The organism is Streptomyces sp. NPDC052701 (assembly GCF_040678355.1).
Lineage (GTDB): Bacteria > Actinomycetota > Actinomycetes > Streptomycetales > Streptomycetaceae > Streptomyces.
In genome coordinates this window covers 1-20538 of sequence record NZ_JBFATO010000029.1, presented here as the reverse complement: position 1 = coordinate 20538, position 20538 = coordinate 1, and the positions used below count along the sequence as shown (strand labels likewise).

The 20538-nt window shown below is 69.6% G+C and carries 19 protein-coding genes and 4 pseudogenes; 10 read left to right on the top strand and 13 right to left on the bottom strand.

All coding sequences use genetic code 11. The annotated features are described in order from the left end of the window. Nucleotides 1-369 precede the first annotated feature (369 nt). Entirely contained in the window at nucleotides 370-717 is a 348-nt protein-coding gene (locus AB0L29_RS26455) for a hypothetical protein (protein ID WP_365830263.1), read from the top strand. A 493-nt stretch (nucleotides 718-1210) separates the two neighbouring features. Here the strand turns inward: AB0L29_RS26455 and AB0L29_RS26450 are convergent, their stop codons facing one another. The 7 genes from AB0L29_RS26450 to AB0L29_RS26420 all read right to left on the bottom strand — a co-directional run bounded on the left by AB0L29_RS26450 (nucleotide 1211) and on the right by AB0L29_RS26420 (nucleotide 6968). Then, nucleotides 1211-1711, bottom strand: a complete 501-nt coding sequence (locus tag AB0L29_RS26450) for a hypothetical protein (protein WP_365830262.1) — start codon at nucleotides 1709-1711, stop codon at nucleotides 1211-1213. Then, the gene (locus AB0L29_RS26445; protein WP_365830261.1) at nucleotides 1698-2054 is read right to left on the bottom strand and encodes a hypothetical protein; all 357 of its coding nucleotides are present in this window, start codon (nucleotides 2052-2054) and stop codon (nucleotides 1698-1700) included. Before AB0L29_RS26445 ends, AB0L29_RS26450 begins: the two co-directional genes overlap by 14 nt. 70 nt (nucleotides 2055-2124) lie before the next feature. After that, a complete protein-coding gene (locus AB0L29_RS26440; RefSeq protein WP_365830260.1) occupies nucleotides 2125-3138 on the bottom strand; it encodes an NAD(P)H-dependent glycerol-3-phosphate dehydrogenase in 1014 nt (337 codons plus the stop codon). Continuing rightward, nucleotides 3135-4004, bottom strand: a complete 870-nt coding sequence (locus tag AB0L29_RS26435) for a class I SAM-dependent methyltransferase (protein ID WP_365830259.1) — start codon at nucleotides 4002-4004, stop codon at nucleotides 3135-3137. Before AB0L29_RS26435 ends, AB0L29_RS26440 begins: the two co-directional genes overlap by 4 nt. After that, nucleotides 4001-5122 (bottom strand): YcaO-like family protein, encoded by a 1122-nt coding sequence (locus tag AB0L29_RS26430; RefSeq protein WP_365830337.1) that lies wholly within the window; start codon nucleotides 5120-5122, stop codon nucleotides 4001-4003. The genes AB0L29_RS26435 and AB0L29_RS26430 overlap by 4 nt, the downstream gene beginning before the upstream one ends. Before the next feature lie 13 nt (nucleotides 5123-5135). After that, nucleotides 5136-6404, bottom strand: a complete 1269-nt coding sequence (locus tag AB0L29_RS26425) for a TfuA-like protein (protein ID WP_365830258.1) — start codon at nucleotides 6402-6404, stop codon at nucleotides 5136-5138. A gap of 339 nt (nucleotides 6405-6743) precedes the next feature. Continuing rightward, nucleotides 6744-6968, bottom strand: a complete 225-nt coding sequence (locus AB0L29_RS26420; RefSeq protein ID WP_365830257.1) for a hypothetical protein — start codon at nucleotides 6966-6968, stop codon at nucleotides 6744-6746. A gap of 87 nt (nucleotides 6969-7055) precedes the next feature. Here AB0L29_RS26420 and AB0L29_RS26415 point away from each other — a divergent pair, with 87 nt between their 5' ends. The 3 genes and pseudogenes from AB0L29_RS26415 (at nucleotide 7056) to AB0L29_RS26405 (ending at nucleotide 10142) form a co-directional block, all read left to right on the top strand. After that, the gene (locus tag AB0L29_RS26415; protein ID WP_365830256.1) at nucleotides 7056-7817 is read left to right on the top strand and encodes a helix-turn-helix transcriptional regulator; all 762 of its coding nucleotides are present in this window, start codon (nucleotides 7056-7058) and stop codon (nucleotides 7815-7817) included. Continuing rightward, entirely contained in the window at nucleotides 7814-8146 is a 333-nt protein-coding gene (locus AB0L29_RS26410) for a DUF296 domain-containing protein (RefSeq protein ID WP_365830255.1), read from the top strand. Before AB0L29_RS26415 ends, AB0L29_RS26410 begins: the two co-directional genes overlap by 4 nt. Before the next feature lie 875 nt (nucleotides 8147-9021). Continuing rightward, a pseudogene (locus AB0L29_RS26405) lies at nucleotides 9022-10142 on the top strand (IS630 family transposase). 28 nt (nucleotides 10143-10170) lie between these two features. Here the strand turns inward: AB0L29_RS26405 and AB0L29_RS26400 are convergent. Together AB0L29_RS26400 and AB0L29_RS26395 are read right to left on the bottom strand one after the other, a co-directional pair. Continuing rightward, nucleotides 10171-10488 carry an Imm51 family immunity protein gene (locus AB0L29_RS26400; RefSeq protein ID WP_365830253.1) on the bottom strand — a complete coding sequence of 106 codons (318 nt, stop codon included), beginning with the start codon at nucleotides 10486-10488 and terminating at the stop codon, nucleotides 10171-10173. A gap of 171 nt (nucleotides 10489-10659) precedes the next feature. Next, nucleotides 10660-11796: a bifunctional class I SAM-dependent methyltransferase/NUDIX hydrolase gene (locus AB0L29_RS26395; protein WP_365830252.1), complete on the bottom strand. Its 1137-nt coding sequence runs from the start codon at nucleotides 11794-11796 to the stop codon at nucleotides 10660-10662. A gap of 602 nt (nucleotides 11797-12398) precedes the next feature. Between AB0L29_RS26395 and AB0L29_RS26390 the strand changes: the two genes are divergently transcribed. From AB0L29_RS26390 to AB0L29_RS26380, 3 genes and pseudogenes are all read left to right on the top strand, one after another. Further along, entirely contained in the window at nucleotides 12399-13787 is a 1389-nt protein-coding gene (locus AB0L29_RS26390) for a hypothetical protein (protein ID WP_365830251.1), read from the top strand. 290 nt (nucleotides 13788-14077) lie between these two features. Further along, on the top strand, nucleotides 14078-14350 hold the full coding sequence (locus AB0L29_RS26385) for a hypothetical protein (RefSeq protein WP_365830250.1): 273 nt from the start codon (nucleotides 14078-14080) through the stop codon (nucleotides 14348-14350). 35 nt (nucleotides 14351-14385) lie between these two features. Next, nucleotides 14386-14706, top strand: a pseudogene (locus tag AB0L29_RS26380) (transposase); the annotation flags it as partial. A gap of 173 nt (nucleotides 14707-14879) precedes the next feature. On the opposite strand, the gene AB0L29_RS26375 reads toward AB0L29_RS26380, so the two are convergent. The 4 genes and pseudogenes from AB0L29_RS26375 to AB0L29_RS26360 all read right to left on the bottom strand — a co-directional run bounded on the left by AB0L29_RS26375 (nucleotide 14880) and on the right by AB0L29_RS26360 (nucleotide 16170). Further along, a complete protein-coding gene (locus AB0L29_RS26375) occupies nucleotides 14880-15164 on the bottom strand; it encodes a contact-dependent growth inhibition system immunity protein (RefSeq protein ID WP_365830249.1) in 285 nt (94 codons plus the stop codon). Continuing rightward, on the bottom strand, nucleotides 15164-15520 hold the full coding sequence (locus AB0L29_RS26370) for an RNase A-like domain-containing protein (RefSeq protein WP_365830248.1): 357 nt from the start codon (nucleotides 15518-15520) through the stop codon (nucleotides 15164-15166). Before AB0L29_RS26370 ends, AB0L29_RS26375 begins: the two co-directional genes overlap by 1 nt. 8 nt (nucleotides 15521-15528) lie before the next feature. Then, nucleotides 15529-15630, bottom strand: a pseudogene (locus AB0L29_RS26365) (hypothetical protein); the annotation flags it as partial. A 30-nt stretch (nucleotides 15631-15660) separates the two neighbouring features. After that, entirely contained in the window at nucleotides 15661-16170 is a 510-nt protein-coding gene (locus AB0L29_RS26360; RefSeq protein WP_365830247.1) for an SUKH-4 family immunity protein, read from the bottom strand. 205 nt (nucleotides 16171-16375) lie between these two features. On the opposite strand from AB0L29_RS26360, the pseudogene AB0L29_RS26355 reads away from it, so the two are divergent. From AB0L29_RS26355 to AB0L29_RS26345, 3 genes and pseudogenes are all read left to right on the top strand, one after another. After that, nucleotides 16376-17884: pseudogene (locus tag AB0L29_RS26355) on the top strand (ISL3 family transposase). Nucleotides 17885-18143: 259 nt separating this feature from the next. Further along, nucleotides 18144-19622 carry a NucA/NucB deoxyribonuclease domain-containing protein gene (locus tag AB0L29_RS26350; RefSeq protein WP_365830246.1) on the top strand — a complete coding sequence of 493 codons (1479 nt, stop codon included), beginning with the start codon at nucleotides 18144-18146 and terminating at the stop codon, nucleotides 19620-19622. A gap of 10 nt (nucleotides 19623-19632) precedes the next feature. After that, nucleotides 19633-20256 carry a hypothetical protein gene (locus tag AB0L29_RS26345; RefSeq protein WP_365830244.1) on the top strand — a complete coding sequence of 208 codons (624 nt, stop codon included), beginning with the start codon at nucleotides 19633-19635 and terminating at the stop codon, nucleotides 20254-20256. Nucleotides 20257-20538: the final 282 nt, after the last annotated feature.

Sequence of the window (20538 nt, the reverse complement as noted above, 5' to 3'; positions counted from 1 at the left end):
ACCCCGGCCGCCACCTCACTCGCCGGTCCGCTGTCAGTGCTCAATGCCGGACTGCGCACCGGGAGGGACGGCCTCTGGTACGGGCGCGAGGCGGCCGCCCTGCTCACCGGGCTGCTCGCAGCGGATCCGGCGCGCTTGCCCGCCTCCGCCAGGTCGGCGCTCTCCACACTGGCCGAACGGCTCGGCGCCGACCCGGCTCTACGCCACAGTGCCCGGCTGGCAAGCACCCGACTGACTGCTCCCGAGCCCTCGCCCGCCTTCATGAATCTGCCGCTGACCGTGCGCCTCGACTCCGAGTTCGTTCTGCTCGCTTCCTCGCGGGAACCGGAGGATGAGGACGAAAGGGTCGTAACCTTGTAGGAACGACCAGTGACCGCCAAGGTCGTGGTGACGCGGGACGGCATGGTGGACATTGAGCTGGCGATCGAGGACGACGGCACGGCACCCGCCAGAACCGTGGCACAGGACGGGCCGCTCTGTTACCCGGTACAGGTGAGCCCTGTCCGGGGAACTGCGGGAGCGGGCACCCCCGCCCGGTACTGGATGGTGCTCGACCGCGCCAGCTCCGCCTGGACGGGCAGAACACCCAGGCAGAAGTGCCCAGCCGCCGCGCGTACCAAAAAGCGCAGGCCAACCTGCGCGCGGGATCGCAGACCTATGCCGTGGACGAGGGCGCTCGTTGATGCCTTTCCGACGACGCCGGAGATGTACCGCTGATGATGCCTATTCTCATTGCGCCGTTTCGCCGGGCCGCGCGGCCGGGGACGCGGGCGTCATACCGGGCGACGGCCCAGGCGAGGGCTCGGTAAGTGTCAAGGAATCAGCGCCGGGTGCCACCCGGAGACAGGGACGGAGGTCAGACGACGAAGGCGACGTAGGTGCCGAGGGTGAGGCCGGAGAAGGTGATGAGCTGGCGGGGCTTGAGGCAGGTGAAGGCGGCGTGCATGCCGATGCCGGCGACGACCGCGTACGGCGTCGTCTGCTCGATGAGTAGCGTGGGCGGCAGCGCGATCTCCGCGGCGATGACGGTGGCCGCGACCGCGCGCCAGAGTCGGACGTCCCAGGCGGTGAGGTTGCCCGCGTGGCGGCGGACGATGCCGGGGACGGCGAACTGGCGCCGGTAGGCCAGCTGCTCCCTGACCTGCGTGTAGGTGTGGACCCACTGCGCGAGGTACAGCCCGCTGCGGAACTGGGGGGAACGGACCTTCTGTCAAGCGCTGTTCCAATAGATGTCGGTCGTGACCAGCACGAGAAGGCACTGCGCCCACGTGTTCGCCGTGCTCAGGCCGTGCTCGACGACGAGGCCGTGGCCGAGGTCTCCGGCGAGAAGGAGGCAGGTGCCGGTCAGCAGGGTGTACCGGACGGCGTTGGGGCTCTTGAGATACAGCAGCTCCATGGCGGCGCCGGGCAGGACCACCAGCAGCGCGAGGCGCGGGGCGAGGCCGAGCGCCAGGGCCGGGGCGGCGGCCGTACGGACGATCAGCGCGGGCCGGTAGAGGGTGATCAGGAGGCGGGCCCGGGCGGGGCCAAGGCGCTGCTCGGCGAGGTGGGCGCTGAGCGAGCTGGGGTTGAGGCGGTCCCAGCCGCCCTGGCCGAAGGCGAGGGCGAACCGCGCGGTGAGCACGGTGCCGAAGATGATCCGGAACCACTGGAGGTGTCCGGGGTCGGTGGGGCGGGTGAAGCCAGAGGCGAGGGCGTCAAAGAACCACACGGCTGCCCCTCACTTCCACCTGCTGTTCGCCGCGGGCGGACAGGAGGCGGCCGTGGCCGTCGATCCGGTCGTACCGGCCGCTTGCGGTGAGGTGGTCGAGGATCGTCTGGAGCTGGGGCGGGCCGAGGATGAAGGAGCCGGGCGAGAGGTGCTCGTAGACGTTCACGGGCTCGGTGCGGCCGTCCTTGGTGGTGCCGGTGAGGGTGATGATCGTGAAGGTGGCCCGGCAGAACATCTTCCAGCGCAGCCAGCGGCCGGGCAGGCGGGTGAAGCCGGTGATCATCCAGCCCACTAAGGCGAGGGTGATGGCGATCTGGGCAGCGGACAGCAGGGATGTGCGCATGGGCAGGAACCTCCGGGTGGGGAGGGTGAAGGTGAGAGAGGGGCAGCCCCGCGCGGGCGGGGCGCCGGGGTCAGCGCTCGGGCTTGGTGGGCCGCTGCATCAGCGCGGCGGCGGCCTCGTTGAGGGTGACCTTCTCGTGCAGCAGGGCGGAGATCACTTCCGTGATCGGCATCTCGACGTCGTGGGCGCGGGCCAGGGCGAGGATCGCCTCTGCGGACTTGACGCCCTCGGTGGTCTGCCGGGTGGCGGCCGTCGCCTCCTGGACGCTCATCCCCGTGCCGAGGTGGGTGCCGAAGGTGCGGTTGCGGGAGAGGGGGGAGGAGCAGGTGGCCACCAGGTCGCCCAGGCCGGCCAGGCCGGAGAAGGTGAGCGGGTCGGCGCCCATGGCGACGCCGAGGCGGGTGGTCTCCGCCAGGCCGCGGGTGATGAGCATGGCCTGAGCGTTGTGGCCCAGGCCCATGCCGGAGGCGATGCCGACCGCGAGGGCGATGACGTTCTTCACGGCCCCGCCCAGCTCGCAGCCGGTGACGTCGGCGGATGTGTAGGGGCGGAAGTAGCTGGTATGGCACGCCTTTTGGAAGCGGTGGGCGGTGGCCTCATCGGCGCAGGCGACGGTGGCGGCGGCGGGCTGGCCGTCCATGATCTCGCGCGCCAGGTTCGGGCCGGACAGCACCGCGATCCGGTCAGCGTCCACGCCGGTCACCTCGGTGATGATCTGGCTCGCCCGCAGGTGGCTGCCCTGCTCGATGCCCTTCATCAGCGACACGATCACCGTGTCGGGCCCGATGTGCGGCGTCCACGCGGCGAGGTTGCCCCGCAGGCTCTGCGCGGGGATGGACAGCACCAGGAAGTCCGCACCGTCCAGCGCGGCGGCCGGGTCGGTCGTCGCGGTCAGCGAGACGGGCAGCTCGATGTCCGGGAAGTAGCCGGGGTTGCGGTGGGTCATGTTGATCGCGTCGGCGATCTCACCGCGGCGGGCGTGCACGATGACGCTGGTTCCGGCGTCGGCCAGGATCTTGGCGACGGCGGTACCCCAGGACCCTGCCGAGAACACCGCAGCACGGGTGGAACGGTGCGGGGTCACTGCGGGGTCCTTTCGACGGGGTGCCGGCCGGGCCCGGTCATCGTATCGGCCTCACCGGGCCCGGCCGGGGAGGCTGCGGGGTGCCGCAGGGTCAGCACCACCGCGCGGCGGCCCGGCAGCGCGGGCAGCATCTGGTGCGCCTCGCGCAGCATGTTCTGTGCCTGGTCCTCGCCCAGCTCGCGCCGGAGGTCGTCGGCGTGGGTGATCCAGAGGCGGTAGAGCCGTTCCCACAGTGTGGGCTCGGCGGGCCGCTCGTCCACGTGCTCGACCGTGAGGCCGGCGGCGAGGGCCTGCTCCGTCCAGGCGGGGGCGGCGCCGTGCCGCGCGGCCCGGGTCATCACCAGCCGGCCGCCCGGGGCCAGGACACGCCCCAGCTCACGCAGTGCCGCGGTCCGGTCGGCGGCACCGCCGAAGGCGTCCACGCACACGATCCCGTGAGCGCCGCCGTCGGGCAGGCCGGTGTTCTCCAGCTCGGCGACGCGAAAGGCGGCCCGCTCGGCGGGCAGGCCGAAACGGGGTCGCCGCTCGGCGGCCTGGGCGATGGCGACCGGGGACAGGTCGAAGCCCTCCAGGCGCAGGGCGAGGGCGCGGGCCAGCCACAGGCCGATGCCGCCGGTGCCGCAGCCCGCGTCCACCAGCAGATGGCCGGGCCGCATCTTGAGCCGTGCGGTCATCAGCCCCAGCAGGGGCCAGTCGCAGGAGCTGGAGGCGGCGACCTCCACCGGGTAGTCCTCGCCCATCGCCGCGGCGTAGAGGCGGGCGACCAGATCGGTACGGGCGCGGGCGGCGTGGAAGGCGTCGTACTGGACCGAGCGCTGCCCGGCGGGTGCGGGCGGCGCGCCGGGCGGCGCCGTGGTGGGGTTCATCGGGGCATCGACCTCCTGATCCGTGAGCGGGTGCCGGGGCAGACGAGCTGCACGGCGTGGACGGGGGCAGCTGTGGCGGACAGGTCCAGGGCCGCCGGCTCGTGTCCGGTGACGTGAGCGACCCTGCGCGCCACATCACCGGCCTGCTCGGCGAAGCCGCCGCCCGCCGGGGTGAAGTGGCCGGTGACCTGTGGCCACGGCGTGAGCCCGGTTGTCGTGGCCGGGTGGAAGGGGGCGGTGTCGAAGCTGCCGGGGTCGCTGGGCAGGTCGTCGCGGGTTCCGGCGATGGCGGTCAGCCGGGACTGCGCGGCCTCGGTCAGCGCCCGGGTCAGCGCGATCCCGGGGGCGTTGTGGCAGCCGCCGCCGGCGAAGACGACCGGGTAGTCCTCCGACCACAGATAAGCCACGCACACCGGCAGCCCGTAGGGGCCGTCCACCAGCGCGATCTCCAGCGCCATGCCCGCGGCCGCCAGTTGGTCGACCACCTCACGGCCGTGCGGGTCGTCGACCGTGCCGGGCGCGATGAGGGTGCGCCGCCGCCCGCCCGCCTGCCCGTCCCGGTGCAGCACGTCCCGCTCCACCACCTCGAACAGGGCGTGCAGCAGGGCCTCATCGCGGGTGTTCCCGCAGGCCAGGCCGGTGCTGGTCGCGCGCAGCAGATCCGGGCTCCACTCCGGCCGCTGCACCCGGCGCCGGACCAGGTCGACCGGCAGCAGCACCTTCTGGCCGCTGATCAGGCCGGTGGCGGCCGTCCACTCCCACACCATCCGGGCCAGGGTGTGCTCCGGGTACGGGACGGTCATCGGCAGGGCCGTCACGGGGCAGTCGGGGGCGATCTGGGAGGCCGGGCCCAGTGCGGCGACAGGCAGCGGCTGCTCGACGTGCCACAGCTCGATCGCCTCCATGACCGCCGACAGCTTGGCCAGCAGGGCGGTGGCGCCCTTGCCCTGTGAGGTGCTCAGGGTCTGCGAGACGGGCCGGATCGCCGTCCACACCGGCAGCCCGATCACGTCCAGGCCGGTCAGGTCCGCGAGGCGGGTGATGCCGAACTCCGGCAGGACCCCGGCCACCGCCTCCCACGTCTCCTCCGGCGTCCGGGCCCGTACGGTGCCCGGCATCGCCACCAGGCCGTCATCGCGTAACACAGGCTGCCTCCGTCCGCTCAGTCGTCTTTGTGATCTCCTGGAGCAGTTCGGGGACGAGCCGCTTGGCCGCCGCGACGGCGCGCGTCCCGCAGACCAGTCCGCGTGCGGACGCCTCCGCGTCGAAGTCCTGCTCGGGGCACTGCCACACCTGCATCAGGAGCCGGCGGGTGAGGTCGTCGCGCACCGTGTCGACGGTGAACCCGGGCCGGGTGCGGCGCTCGGCCGTGAGGGCGTCGGCGTACCGGGCGACCGCCTGGCGGTCCTGCTCGGTCTCGCCGGCCAGCAGCAGGGCCACGGTCCGCTCCTCGCGCAGGTCCACCGCGGGGTGGAACACGCGGTCGGCGGGCAGGTCGCCGCCGGTGACCTGGATCAGCCTCTCGGCCAGCGGCAGGCCCTTCCCACCGTCGGCGGGGTGGAAGGAGCGGTATTCGAGATAGACCGCCCACGTCTTGCCGAAGGCCGGATCGAACACCTGCTGGTAGACGAGGCGGTCCTCGGTGCACAGCTCCAGTCCGCCCACGCGACTGTGGGCGAAGGCGTTGGACCAGCGCCGGAAATACGCCGTCTCCCACACCGCAGGCACCGGCCCAGGGCCGGTCTGCGGCGCTTCGCCGCCCTCCAGCGCGGTGCGTACGGCGGCGAGGGCGTCGGCGCGCTTGAGGTCGCCGAAGTGCTCGTCCTGCGCGCGTCGCTCGGCGACCCAGCTGGCGAACTTGATCTCGCCCTGGCGGTGGCAGACGGCCCGTACGGCGGCCCAGGTGCGCTGCGGGTAGTAGACCGCACGCAGCGCCGCCAGGAGCCGGGCTGCCCGTTCGCCGTCGACGACCCCGGCCGACCGGGCGAGCTGGAGGATGTGCCGGAGGTTGACCACGGGCCAGGTCAGCGCGCCGAACTCGCCGTCCGGCACCTGTCCGACCGCCACCTCGTCGTCGCCGTCGATCTCCCCCTGGGCGTAGGCGGCGTAGATACGGCCGACGCCGAGCATCCCGAACCGGGTCAGCTCGGCGGCCCGCAGCGCGCCGATGCTCGCCGCCCCGATCACCCTCACTCCCCGGCCCATCGCGGCCAGGATCTCCTTGTGGCGCAGTGCCGGCGCCTGGTGATACACCCCGTCGATGATCAGCGCCGTGTCGCCGCTGCGGATCGCGGGATCGAACAGGTCACCGTGCCGGGCCGGCGGCCGCACCCGTATGCCCGGGGCGGAGAGCTGCGGCTCGGAGCTGGGCAGCGTCGGCCCGACGAACGCGTGAATCACTTCCGACCCCCTACTTCTCAAATCGAAGGGCGCCCCCTTTCCCGGGCCCGGGCGGGCCCGGGAAAGGGGGCGCCCAGGTCAGGACGCGTGAGACGAGGGCTACTCCTCGTCCTCCACGTCGACGGCGACCACCATGGGGCCGGTGATCTTCTCGGTCTCCTCCGCCTGGGCGCTGACGGCGGCGACAGTGGACTTGGACTCCACGGGCCTTCTCCTTCGGTGCGTGGTTGCGGACGTGCGGGCGCCTGCCGCCCGCGTGCCGGTGGTACTGCGGGCCGCCGGGGCGTCTTGCCCTGCGGGGCCCGCCTGCCCGCCCCTGGCCGGGGCGGGAAGCCTGTGTCAGCCCTGGCTGAGGGTGCGGTGGTCGGCGACGATCCACTCCGTGCCGCCGCCCTCCGGGCGCAGGAAGACGGCGCAGTCCGTGACGCGCCGGGTGGCGGGATCTTCCCACTCGCCGATGAACTGCACGATGCCCCGCCGTCCCTGGTCGTCGACGGCCGCGGCGCCCTCGTTCAGCCAGTCGGGCAGGCGGCGGTGGGAGACAGACCGGTGCGCGGTGTTCATGACGCAACCTCCATCGGTCGGGCTCCCGCAAGAATGAACCGTGACGAGGCAACCACGGAGGGGCATCCTGGGGGGCATCATGTGCCCATGCCGATCGGACAGTTGATCCGTGATCTGCGATTACTCAAGCCCTGGACGCAAGCCAAACTCGCCGAGCAGCTGACCATCTCCGCTGGTGACCCCACCGGCGCCCCGGGCCGGGACGCGGTCAAGCGGTGGGAGACGGGCAAGGTCATCCCCGGCAGGCACTGGATCGGGCACCTGTCCCGCGTACTGGGCGCCTCTGTCGGGCAGTTAGAGGCGGAGGCTAGGCTCGACCGCGTGAACCGACGAGCCTTCCTGGGACTGTCCGCCCTGGCCGTCACCCACGGCGCGCTCGCCACCGAGATGGCGGCCAGCATCGCCGCGAGCGACCCGGTCCCCCTGGCCCGCGTCCAGACCACGCACGGCGCGGACATCGTCACCGCGTCGCTGACGGACAAGGCCGCCACGGCGAACCTGCGCCGGTGGATGCTGGACGGCGACGTACCGATTCTGCGCGTCAACGCCACGGGCATCCTCGCCAAGCTGCCCGGCCAGGACCAGGCCGACCAGGTCGCCCGCGTCCTCGCCCACGACGAGGAGGTCCGCCACCTCTACATGACGGCCGTCACCTCCCGCGTGTGCGCTGTGGACTGGACGACCGCCGGCCGGATCGTCTCCCAGCCCGCCTCCTACGGCCACCGGGCGGACTTCCTCGCCACCCGCTTCGCCAGGGAGACCCTCAACCCCCGGGACTCTGGCGCCCGCTGGTGCTCCTCGGTCATGCTGCGGGAGCTGAGCCCCATGATCGGACGGAGTCCCGCATGATCGTCTTTGAAGTCCCCGCCGGCGAGCTCGTCGACGAGCTGAACCGCCAGGCCGCCGAGGCCGGCATCACCGACGCCGCGATCGTCTCTCTGATCGGGGCCGCCGACTCCTTCACCGTCTCCACCATGCCCGAAGGCGACGCGCTCAAGGACAACATCACCACGTACGACCTGCCCGGCGAGATGACCGGCACCGGCGAGATCCGCAACGGTTTCGCCCACCTCCACGTCGTCATGGGCGTCGAGGGCGACCGCGCCATCGCCGGACACCTCCACGAAGCCCGCATCGGCACCCACTTCGCCCGCGCCTACGTCATCCCCGTCGGCTGACCAGCCCTTGCGCCGGGGTGCCCGCGCCTGGCCCGGCGGGCACCCCGGCAGGCTGCGCTGGGTCAGCGTTTGACGCGCACTGCCCACCGCGCCTTTGCCGCGGCTGCAGGGAATACTCCCGTATCGCTCTCAACTACGAGGGCACAGGCGGCCAGGGTTCCTACTACGTGAGCTTCATCAACGACCACTGACAGCCGAGCGGCCCGCGCGGCGCGCCCGGGCCGCTGCCGCCGGGCAGCCCGCGCCCGGTCGGCCGCGCAAAATTTCACCGGTCCGCTCGGCAGCCGCGACGCTGTCCCGCATCCCGTCCGGTTCGAGCGGCCCTCGAAGTGTCACCATGCTCGAGCACGTCGCCTTTACCGCCTGACCGTCCCTTTCAGGGCCGCGCTGCCATCGCCGGGCCCGGCCGTCGGGGACGGCACGAGGTCGGCTGGGCTCGGCGTGAGACGTCGCAGCCGGTCCTTCGCGGGATCTGTCAGGGGCTTGCGACGGTAGGGCCGGTGGACACGGCGTCACCGAGCCTGGTGACGCTGGGAGGGGGGACTTGTTGATGTACGGGGAGGCGACTGGCCTGGTGTGTTGCTGGTTCGTTGAGAGGAAGCGTGAGGGAGGCGGGCGAGAAGATCAGGATGTGTGAATTGAGATTGTGTCTTGTGCGCTGAATGGGGCCGGGCTCGTTGGAGGTGTCGGTAGCGCGAAAAGGCTCGGTTGCATTTACGCTGGTCACCGACCGTGCCAGCCACAAGTACGGCAGCGTCAGAGCAGGACACCCCGCGTCGGCGGGGAGGCCCTAGTGCTGTGACCGCATAGGTTCACCGGGTTGCTCGTTGTGCTGGTTGGAAGCGATGTCGCTTCCAACCAGCAGGGGAGGCGGGATGGCACCACCGGTCAGGGTCCGGAGGCTGACGGAGCAGGAGGGGCAGAAGCTCCAGCAGATCGTTCGGCGGGGCAGTACGAGCTCGGTGCGGTTTCGGCGGGCGATGATGCTGCTGGCCTCGGCTGGCGGCAGCACGGTCCCGGTGATCGCGCGGCTGGTCCAGGCGGACGAGGACACCGTCCGAGATGTGATCCACCGCTTCAACGAGATCGGGCTCGCATGCCTCAACCCTCAGTGGGCGGGAGGCCGTCCCCGCCTGCTGAGCAGTGACGACGAGAACTTCGTCATCCAGACGGCCACCACCCGCCCGACCGTGCTGGGCAAGCCCTTCACCCGCTGGTCGGTCCGCAAACTTGCCGACCACCTGCGCCGGAACGTAGCCAGGCCCGTCCGGATCGGCCGCGAGGCCCTGCGGTGCTTACTGGCCCGCCGGGGGATTACCTTCCAGCGGACGAAGACCTGGAAGGATTCCCCGGACCCGGCCTTCGACGCAAAGCTGGAGCGAATCGAGTACGCGATCAACGAGCGTCCTGACCGCACGTTCGCCTTCGACGAGTTCGGGCCACTGGGCATCCGTCCCACCGCTGGCTCCTGCTGGGCCGAACAGAACCGCCCCGACCGGCTGCCGGCCACCTACCGCCGCACCCACGGCATCACCTACTTCCACGGCTGCTACTCCGTCGGCGACGACAAGCTGTGGGGTGTCAACCGGCGCCGCAAGGGCATCGACCACACCTGGGCCGCCCTGCGGTCGATCCGCGCCGCCCGACCGGACGGCGGTCCGATCTACGTGATCCTGGACAACCTCTCCGCCCACCTGAACTGGAAAATCCGCAGGTGGGCGGCCAGGAACAAGGTCGAGCTGTGCTTCACACCCACCTACGCGTCCTGGGCCAACCCCATCGAGGCCACTTCGGGCCGCTGCGGCAGTTCACCCTCGCCAACTCCCACCATCCGAACCACACCGTCCAGACCCGGGCCCTGCACGCCTACCTGCGCTGGCGCAACCAGAACGCCCGCCACCCCGACGTCCTGGCCGCCCAACGCCGCGAACGCGCACGCGTCCGCAGCGAACGAGGTCTCCGCTGGGGCGGCAGGCCACTGCCGGCCGCAGCCTGACCCCGCTCAACCCGGCGAGGTCACAGCATCAGTCGTCGAACTCGAAGCCCGAAGCCTCCGCACGGGCAATGATGCCGCGGACTGTCTCGGGGCTCGTGATGACGGATTCGACGGCCGTCTTGAGTCGCGCGAGGTCGCTCGAACTGCCGACCGCGCAGAACATGCCAGCCTCGCTGTCGAAATCGACGTGCTCGGCAATATCCGGCCAGGCAAACCGTACGAGACCCTCCCAGAAGTACCCGTTCGGCTCGTGCCCGGCGGCAACTACTGCGGCATCGGCAGCCAGACCGCCGGCATCCAACGTCAGCGAGTGCTCGCCATCGAAGTCATGAAGGTGGATGGTCACTGCGCGATCGTCTCACCCACCACGCGAACCGTTCGTCCGGTCCCTCACAGCTCTCGAACCCGGTGAACCTATGCGGTCACAGCACTAGCGTACTCGCGCAGCGAGCTTGGGACGATACGAGGCTGACGGCTGCGTGCTGAGCGACTACTTCCCGACCTGTCCGAGGACGTCCTAGCTGGTGCCGTGCGGCTCGGCGAAGGGGGTGAAGCGGGCGGGGGGATGGTCGATGGGCAGGTCGGGGCGCCAAGCGGTGAGGATCTGGGCGCTGCACTCGAACAGACTCGACGGCAGCGCGTCCAGCGGCCACCACCCCCAGTCGCCGACCCGCTCGCCGGGCTGGTCGGCGGGCTCGCCGCGCCACCGCGTGACAAGCGCGCCGAACGTGATGCGGACGACGCCGTCGACCTGGTCCAGGAGCATGCCCAGCAGGCGTACGTCGGCCGGGTCCGCGTGCAGGCCGGTCTCCTCGGCCAGTTCGCGCACGACCGTCTCCTCCAACGCCTCGTCCGGCTCCACCATGCCGCCGGGCAGCTCGATGGTCCCTCGCCGGTGGCGGCCGAGCAGCAGACCGCGCGGTCCCACCAGCACCGCGCCGACGCCGACCGCCACGTGCGCGACGGGCGGTTGGGCCGTACGGGGACGAGAGGTGATCCGGGCCGGCCTACGGACCTGGAAGAGCCGGTAGGAGGCCTGGTTGCCTTCCTCGGGCGCGTCCAGCACGGTGACCTCCTCGCTGCGCAGCCCGTGCTGGGCGAGCAGGTCCGTCCACAGTTTTGTGGTGAGCACCCACATGTTCCCGGTCAATTCGCCGCCGCCGGCCAGGCGCAGAATCTCCGGGCGGGGCTTCACTCGTGAAGAAGGGCCATTGCCGGACGAGTTGGTGTGCAGCACGGTGAAGTACAGCCGTCCACCGACCCTGAGGGCCGCCGCCAGGGCGGGCAGCAGTCGGTGCGGGTCGATGAAGTGGACGGCGGACAGGGAGTAGATCACGTCGTACGGCGCCGAAGTGCGCAGATGCCCGACGGCGTCGGCCTGGATCAACCGCAGACCCGGCAGGTCGCCGTAGCGCGCCCGCGCACGCTCGATCTGAGTCGGTGAGAGGTCGACGGCGTCCACGGCGGCGTGATGGGTACGGGCGAGGTGGGCGGCGTGCCGGCCCGGGCCGCAGCCCAGGTCGAGCACGCGCAGCCCTGTCAGGTCGCCGAGGACAGCGTCCCCCGGCCCTGTCCCCGCCGGGCCCCAGGCGATCTCGTCCACCTCGGGCAGCGGCGTGGCCCGGTCGAGGTGGTGGGCCCGTAGGTGTGCCACATCGCGGCGTTGACCTGCTCGGCATCGGCCGTACCGGATGCATCGGGTGCCGTCATCGCGTCCCCTCCTCGGGCTCGTTGCCGAGCCGCCTCGTCACATTGTCCCGCCCGTTGCTGGGCGCTGTCCCGTTCTCTGGCTCGCTGCCGAGCGCCGATCCACCCCTCCTCCGGCTGTTCTTCCTCGCTCGCGCCGGAGTGCGAGGCCGGACAGCACTTGAGCTGATGCGGCAGGTATGCAGGCAGGTCCACGCCGTACCCACCCCGCTGGGCTGCGCCCCACGCCCCTGCAAGCACAAAGGGCGTCGACGCATCGGACACGCGGGATGGCCGGCTCGTGCTGCGCCTATGGGGTACCACCAAGGGCGATTCGGACGGAAGGCCTCTTTGGGCCCCGTTGCCGAGGTGCTGACCGCCCGCGCCGCCACGCTGCCGGTGGCCGCGTTGCAAGGTGGGGCAGAGGGCGGGCCCATGCCCCATGCACGGTGACAGCCAGTCCGGTCATTCGGGTTTGACGGTTCCTACCGTGTCGCAGGGATGGGGGAGGGGAGCGTGCCCGGGCTGAAGTGTTCGGGGCGCTGGGAGGCTACATCAGAGGGAGACGCTATGAGTTGGATTCGTCCGGTCGCCAATGGGCTGCGTACTGATCACCCGTTTCCGGGTCTGCCGTTCATCAACGACGAGCGGCTACCCTTGGACAATCCCGACGCGATCGAGCGGACCGGCCGCAACCAGGGTGAAGGACTCTGGGGACGCACGGACCCTTTACCTGGCGGGGGGTGGGTGGCTTTCACCACCGAAACGAAGAACCGCGCCTACGCGTGGGCCGTCCACCAGCACCCCACGCACGGCCGCACTGTCTTGCTGATCCGCGATGAGGACATGAGCTCGCTGCACCACGACTGGATGTTCGGGCGCAACGGGTTCCTCTACCGCCACGGCGGCTACTGGTGGGACGGAACCGCATGGCACCGGCCGGGCCAGGTCGTGGACCGCGCCTACGAGGGATACGACGCCCGCCCGGTGAAGGACGCCGTCACCGTCACCGCCGCCGACCTCTTGGCCCACCCGGCAGAACCGAGCAACGCCCGGATCGCGAAGATCGCCGACTTCACTGCCCCCAAGGAACCGCTGCTCCACTGGCGCGACCATCTCGCGCTGTGGGCCGCGTCCCGCCGACCCGGCTCCCTGCCGCTCGACCGATGTGTCGTCGACCTGCGGGCACCGGAGCTCGAACCGGCCCACCTGGTCGACCGGACGGGCCTGGCACAGATCGCGGGCCTGGCACCCGACGACCTTCCCCACCCGAAGTACGGACGCCGCAGGCTGCCCGTTCCTCAGGTCGAAACCGCCGAGGGCCCCCGCTGGTCCCAGCCCGTCGTCCGCGACTGGGCCGAGCAGCACCGCAGGACTCACGGACCGCAGATGCTCCTGTCTGCCACGACGGTGTTCGGTACCGATCAGCCGCTCGGCCTCGTCGCCGATCACAACCACCTGACAAAGGTCATCCACGACAGCCTCAAGGACCCCGACAACCACCAGCAAAAGCGCGGCCTCAGTCGAAGCAAAACGACACACGAGGAACTGGCTGCAAAGCTCGCCTGGTGGCCCGCCGTCGCCCTCAGCGACGGCACCGACGGCTTCATCCCCGTCGCAGCCCTGCGCACCACGCTGGTCGAGGCGATTGTCGGCGGCCTCGCCGAAGACGTCAACCGGGCCGCGAAGACGAACAAAACCGGCGTCTCCCTCGGCGACATCAGACGCGACGTCGTCAAGCTCCTCGACTGGTACATCCTGCGGGAACCGGACGGGACGCCGACACTCTTCGGCGAGATCTGCCTGCTCGCCCGCGTGCGCCTCGGGCTGGAGCCCAAAGACGTCGGTGACCTCCTGCGACGGTCCCTCCACCTCGACAGCGAGTTGGACGGCGAGACCGTCGACGCCCTACTGGACCTGGCGCTTCCCCCTTCAGCCCTAGAAGCCGAAGACGGCTGACTCCAGGTCTGCCCTCGATGAGGGCGAGCCCACTACGGGGTGGCGTCACCGATCATGAGGACCCGCTCCAGGCCAGCCGATGAGCCCCCGCGCCCGCACGGTCCGGACGGTGCTTGTTGGCGCACCCTACGGATCACGAGATGGGAGAGCGGGGGAGTGATGGCGGCACGTCGACGGCGCCGGCGCTTGAAGAAGCAGACCCGCAGGCAACTGCAGGGCTGGGGTGCGGTGGCGGCACTGGCCGCAGTGGTGTGGGTCGCCGGGAACTGGTCGAGGGTGTGGCCCGTCCTGTGACCGTACTCGCCGTGGCCGTGGCCGTGGTGGGCGGGGCGGGCTGGGTGCTGCTGCAGGCGCACCGTTGCGCGGTCGGCCAGGACCGGGCGTGGCGGACGCAGGAGGAGGCCCGGGCGCGCGAGTTGTCCATGGCCGAGGTCGACGCTTTGTCGTGGCAGGAGTTCGAGACGTACATCGCGCAGCTGTGCCAACGGGACGGCTGTACGAAGGTGGTCGTCAGCGGCAAGAGCGGCGGTGCCCGTCACCGGCCGCCGCGCGACTTCCCGTAAAAAGGGGCGGGACGCGTGAGGAAACCGATGGGCGCGAGGCCCTGGAACTCTCGCGGGGCGGACTGACCACCAAGATCTATCTACTGTCCGACGACCGGGCACGCCCGCTGACCTGGCAGACCTCCCCGGGTCAGCGAGGCGACAGCCCCCATGTTCGTAACCGTGCTGGAAAGCCTACGGATCCGGCGGCACGGGCCCGGACGCCCGCGCAGCCGCCCGGACCGCGTCCGCGGCGACAAGGCGTACTCCAGCCGGACAACCGCACCTACCTGCGGCGGCGGGGAATCAAGACGACCATCGCCCAGCCCGACGACCAGCGGGCCAACCGCAGGCACAAGGGCCAAGCCGGAGGACGGCAGAGCACCGGGAAGGGCATACAGGGACGGGAAGTCCGGGGCCGCCGACCGTCGGGTCGGCGGCCCCGGGGATCTGAGGGCCGGATCAGCCGCTCCAGAGGGCTTCCGCGCACGGGCTGGCAAGACGGTGCCCTCCGAGCGGGGCCTGATCGGCCCCGGTGTCCGGCACGTTCCTACGTCAGGGCGTCCACCATCTTGCGGAACCAGTCGGACACGGAAATGCCGTCGTCGCGCGGATCGTAGTAAGCCAGGCCCTCCTCGAGCCACAGGGCGGCGAGCTCCTCCTCGGAGACCCCCGAGTCGATCAGATCCTGCAGGGCTTCACGTGTGGCACTGACGGTTTCCTCGTCGTGGACTTCCCGGTAATCCTCCAGCGCCTGGATCGGCGAGTCGTATTCGAGATCGTAGTCCTGGTGGAAGTAGGCCCGAGCAAGACGGGTGATTTCTTCGGCAAGCATCAGATTTCCGGATAGGAGGTGAGGATGTAGTAGCTGCCATCGCGCTTCTTCTTCAGCACGGTGACCACCCTATTGGGGTTGACGAAACTGTCGGTGGCTCGTACGTAGATCCTTCCGCCTGAGGAATCCATCGCGTGGGTGAAGGGCTCCTTGTCACCGGCCGAGGCCGATGCCAGCCAGCGCTGGATCGCCGCCTGATTCGCCGCGAGGTTGTCGGCCGTGGCCTTCTCGGCAGCGGTGAGGTCCTTGAAGGTCGAAGACCCGATATACGCCGCGCTTTCAGCTGGTCGTCGGTTTTGCCCACGTGGCGTGCGATCGTGTGACCGCCCGCCCTCTCGTGGAGAAGGAGACTGCACGCCGAGTTGTGGACGAGCAGCGGCGTGCTGCCCGCCAGCACGTAATAGGTGTGCAGTCCGGACACCGTGAGGTTGTACGTGCGCGCGTTGCGACCGGCCTGAGCCTGGATGGCTGACCGAACCCGGGAACCGGTCCCGCCTCACTCGTCCCAGTCCGCACAGTCCCCGATCGCTACGTCGTCGCAGAAGGTCTCCCAGAACCCGTCGTGCACGAGAGCGGTCTCGTCGATGCCGGAGACGAGACCGCGCAGCTCTTCCGCCACCTCCTCGAACCTCTCATCGTCGCCCTCAGCATAAAACGGAAAGCGTGCGATCACGGCCTCGACGCATCGGTTGAAGGAGTCGATGTCTCTGTTCACGTGACTGGTCGTCGCTGACTCGATCGTGGGAGCCTGCACCACGTGACCACTGGCCACGTCGACGCCGATGCGTCCGAGCAGGCCACTCGTCGCGATGGCGACCAACCCCCGCTCGCCGATCCGCCCGAGGTACACCGGCTCGCTCAGCGGCCGGTACTCGTGTCCGATCAACCCGCCTGGGATACCAATGTCCCCAAGATCGACAGCGATCCGGGTGGGCGCCTCGGGTGGGACCTCGATGCGAATCAAGACGAACTCGGGCTTTGGCAACTGTGGCAGGGACTGGCTCACGGGAGGATCCTCTCCCGACGGACTACCCGGCAACGCCCACCGGCCCGCGAGACGGGCGACTCATGCCGGGTGTCCGGTCCCGACATCACGCATTCAAGTTCAGTAGTTGCACCGTTCATTTGGGTCTTTTCCGTAGTCGGTGGTGACAGTGAGTGCTCGTCTGTGATCATTGAGTGTGCATGATGCGAACGCGCTTATAGGAACGGTGTTTTCGGGGTTGTCGGCGTTGGTCATCGAGGATGTGGCGGACGGTGGCGAGATGGTCCGTCCGGGTTATGGCTCGGGCCCGGGATGTTCCCGTTCCCTGTCCGGTGTGCGGGGTGGTGACGGGGAGGGTCCACGGGTATCACGGCCGGACGGTGCGGGATGCGCCGGTCGACGGCCGGCAGGTCGTGGTCCGGGTGAGGATACGACGGCTGGTCTGTCCGGTCCTGGGCTGCAGGCGGCAGACCTTCCGAGAGCAGGTTCCCGAGCTTCTGGAGCGCCATCAGCGCCGCACCATCCGTCTGACCGGTCAGCTCTCCGAGCTGGTCAAGGAGTTATGCGGCCGGGCGTCCGCCCGGCTTACCCGATCGCTGGCCGTGCCCGTGTTGTACGCCTCCGCCCTGCGGCTGCTGCGGCGGGTGCCCGTGCCGGCGGTGCGGATCCCGCGGGTGATCGGGGTCGACGACTTCGCCCTGCGGCGCCGGCACAGCTACGCCACGATCATCATCAACGCCGAGACCGGCCAGCGGATCGAGGTACTGCCCGGCCGCGAAGCCGCCACTCTGAAAGCCTGGCTGCGCGGACATCCGGGCATCGAGGCCGTGTACAGGGACAGGTCGGCCACCTACGCCGAGGCGGTCCACCGGGCCCTGCCCGACGCGGTCCAGATCAGCGACCGCTGGCACCTGTGGCACAACCTCGCCGAGGCCGTCCGCAAAGAAGTCGCCGCGCACAGCACCTGTTGGGCGAAAGCAGGCCCGCCCCCGGCCGAGGGGAGACAGGCCGCCACCACACGCGAGCGCTGGCAGCAGGTCCACGCCCTGCGCGAGCGCGGAGCCGGCCTGCTGGAATGCGCACGGCGCCTGAACCTCGCCTTGAACACCGTCAAGCGCTATGACCGTGTCACCGAGCCCGCGCGCCTCATCCGCGCCCTCAACTACCGGCCCACCCTTGTGGACCCCTACCGCGATCACCTGCGCAAGCGCCGACTGCAGAACCCGGCCGTCCCCGTCACCCATCTCCTCCAGGAGATCAGAGAGCTGGGCTACACCGGCAGCTCGAACCTGCTGGTCCGCTACATCAACCAAGGCCGTGTCGAGGCCGACCGGCCCGCCCTCTCGCCCCGGCGCCTGGCCCGCTACCTGCTCACCCGTCCCGACCGCCTCAAGGGCCACCAGCGCGAACGTATCGAGGCCGCCCGCACTGCCTGCCACGAGATTACCGCTCCGGCCGACCTCATCCACCACTTCGCCGCGCTGCTGGATCCCGCCGACGGCAATGCCAACCTGCTGAGCACCTGGATCACCTCGGCCCAAGCCGAGGACCTGCCCCACCTGCATGCCTTCACCCGGGGCCTCGAGAAGGACCGCGCCGCAGTCGACGCCGCCCTCACCCTGCCGCACCACAACGGCGGCACCGAAGGCATGACAACAAAACCAAGCTGATCAAGCGCCAGATGTATGGCCGCGCGAGCTTCCCCCTCCTCCGCCACCGCATCCTCCTGGGCTGACCACACCCTCCGTCACCACCGACTACGGAACAGACCCGTTCATTTGACAGACCCTGTGCCGGACATACTGGATGCGTCAGTTGACGCGTGGATGGCTTACTTGTCCTGGAGGGATATCTCGTTGCCTGTCTGTCAGTCCTCTGTGCTTTGATCGGATCGACCCGGCGCGAACATGCCAGATGAGTGGGTGGGTTCGTGCTGTTCTGACCAAACAGGGGGTTACAACTTGAGACCGAGAACGTTACTGGCGGTGGGGGCTGTGACGCTGGGGCTGCTGGGCAGCCATCTGGGCGTTGCGCAGGCGACAGGCGAGCCGGGAACGGGTGCGGGCACCTCACCGACCACGGGTGTGACCGTGACCGATCCAGTCGCTGATGAGGTGTCGCCGGACTCGGAGCTCGACGACGGTGACCCGGACGTCGCACCTTCAGAGGAAGACCTGGCTCTGGGCGCGGACAGTACGGTTGAGGAGCCGGAGGCGGCTCCGGAAACCGCGGAGGACGGAGGGCGGGTCGGTCTGGTTGCCGGCCAGAAGGCCGTCTGCGATAAGCAGGTGAAGGACGTTGCCGATACTCCCGGGGCACAGTTCGTGGCCTGCGCGTCGTCTCTGGAGCCGGCGGTCGAGCTCAATACCGACGAACAGGCTGCTCTGTCGCAACTGGACGCTCCTGCCGACACCTCTGCGGCTGAGTCGGCTGTCTTGGCCGACGTACCGGACGCTGAGCAGGCTGGATCGCAAGGCACGGCGCCGGATACCGCGGACGATATGGCCTCGACGGCTGCACCGGCCGACGAACCGGCTGACACGGCTGCGGCAGCCAAGCGCAAGCCCTGGAAGGAACCCAAGTGGTGCATCGATGCCGGAGTGGACTCCACGTGGTACATCGAGCGCATGCGCGGCTGCGGTATCTGGCGCGCTGAGGTCAACGCCGTCGACGTGCGAACGGGCCGCAAGGTTGGCGGTATCAAGTACCTCGTCATCGGGTACTCCTTCTCGGCCCGGGACTCCAAGACGTGGGCCTATCAGGTGAGGTTGCTGGAGTCGTCCCGGTGGGGGCGGGCGGTGAACGGCACCAAGGCGTCCGGGAGTGCCTCTTGTGTCGGCAAGTGCAAGGTCACGAACAAGAGCTTCCCGGCACAGACGATCTCCAAGAGTGCCGAGCCCTACGGGCAGTTCTTCATGGACACCACCATCAACACCACTGCCTCCAAGCAGCGGGGAACAGGCCGGAGCGTGGCGTCCTGGACGTTCAGCAACCCGGAATGGGTGGCACCATCGGAGCCGACGAAGCATTCCACTGTGGATGTCCGCTGCGATAACGCACTGCCCGGTGCTCCTCGCCAGGTCGGCTGCGTGAACCTGCAGGCGGTGCCGGTGATCAGCTACAGCCTGACCGGGCCGTGGCCGGAGGTCGCCCAGCACATCAAGGACGCCCAGGCCACCGGACTGCCGGGCAAGTACGGCACGACGAACTACCTGACACGGCTTACCGACAGCAAGAAAATCAAGGAGAACCGGGAAAAGGCGTGCCCGCAGAGCCTGCAGCGCCCACCGGGCAAGTCCTGCGACGAGTACCCCTTCGCCAGCACCTGGCAGGGCGCCAAACACGGCAACGGCAAGTTCAGCCGCCGCATGGTCAACGCCAAACAGAACACTGATGCAGGCAAGGCCCTCAAAGGCTTCTACACCTACAGCCGCGTTCTGGAAGGGGACCGGTTCCTGGTATGGATCAGGTAGACCAATCCAGATGAGACCACAAGAGGCCGTCGTGAATGAGCCAGCCCGTACAGGCACAGCCCTGGTGCATGCTGAGTACCACCTCTTCCAGATCACAGACCCGCACGGGCCTGTGGCCGACGACCTGGATGCAAGCCACACCGGCCTGGTGTCCGCCGATGGCGGAGCCATTGAGGTGACCACCGGGATCCACACCGGAGATGTTCAAGTCACGGTCGAGCTGCACCTCCAGCGGCCCGACCTGGCCCGGGGCTGGGAAGAGATCGCTGAGATTTCGTGCCATTCCCCTTCCGGGGAAGTGCTCGTGACGTCCTTCATGGATGATCCTGCGGACCTGCCCTCGCTGGCGTCCCAGGGCCCCGGCTCGTACCGGCTGCGCGTCCACGCGTGTGGCCGAGACAGGGCCGTCGACCAGACGACGGTGGCCGAAGTCGTTGAGTCGTATCTGATCCAGAGTTGGCCCGCCGCTCACCAGGACGCTCTCCTGCTGAAGGCGACGGACGTCTATGGGGCTCAGGTACGCGCTCAAGAAGCCGACGACACCATCGTCATCGACCACGAGGACTCACTGGACACCCAGACCGGCCGGGAACGCGACATCCTGCGCCGGGCCGAACGCGGCGACTACTCCTGACTGGCAACTTCGCGCCTTTGGGTGGGGCAGCTGTGCTGCCCCACCCAAAGGCGCCTGCTACTGGCCACACCTCACCCATCACTCCTCTGCCTGGCGGCCGTCGGCACTGTGTAGAAGGGACCCTGACCTGAATCCGTCCCCGGCCATCTGACCGGGGACGAGGCTGCTTCCTGTGCCGAGGCGCCCGTGAACCGCCCCGGGTTCGGTAGAGATCTCAGTTGGTGGTTGTGACCTGGGGTTTCGTGGTTGTCAGGTAGTAGCTGGTCTCGTATTCGACGGGTG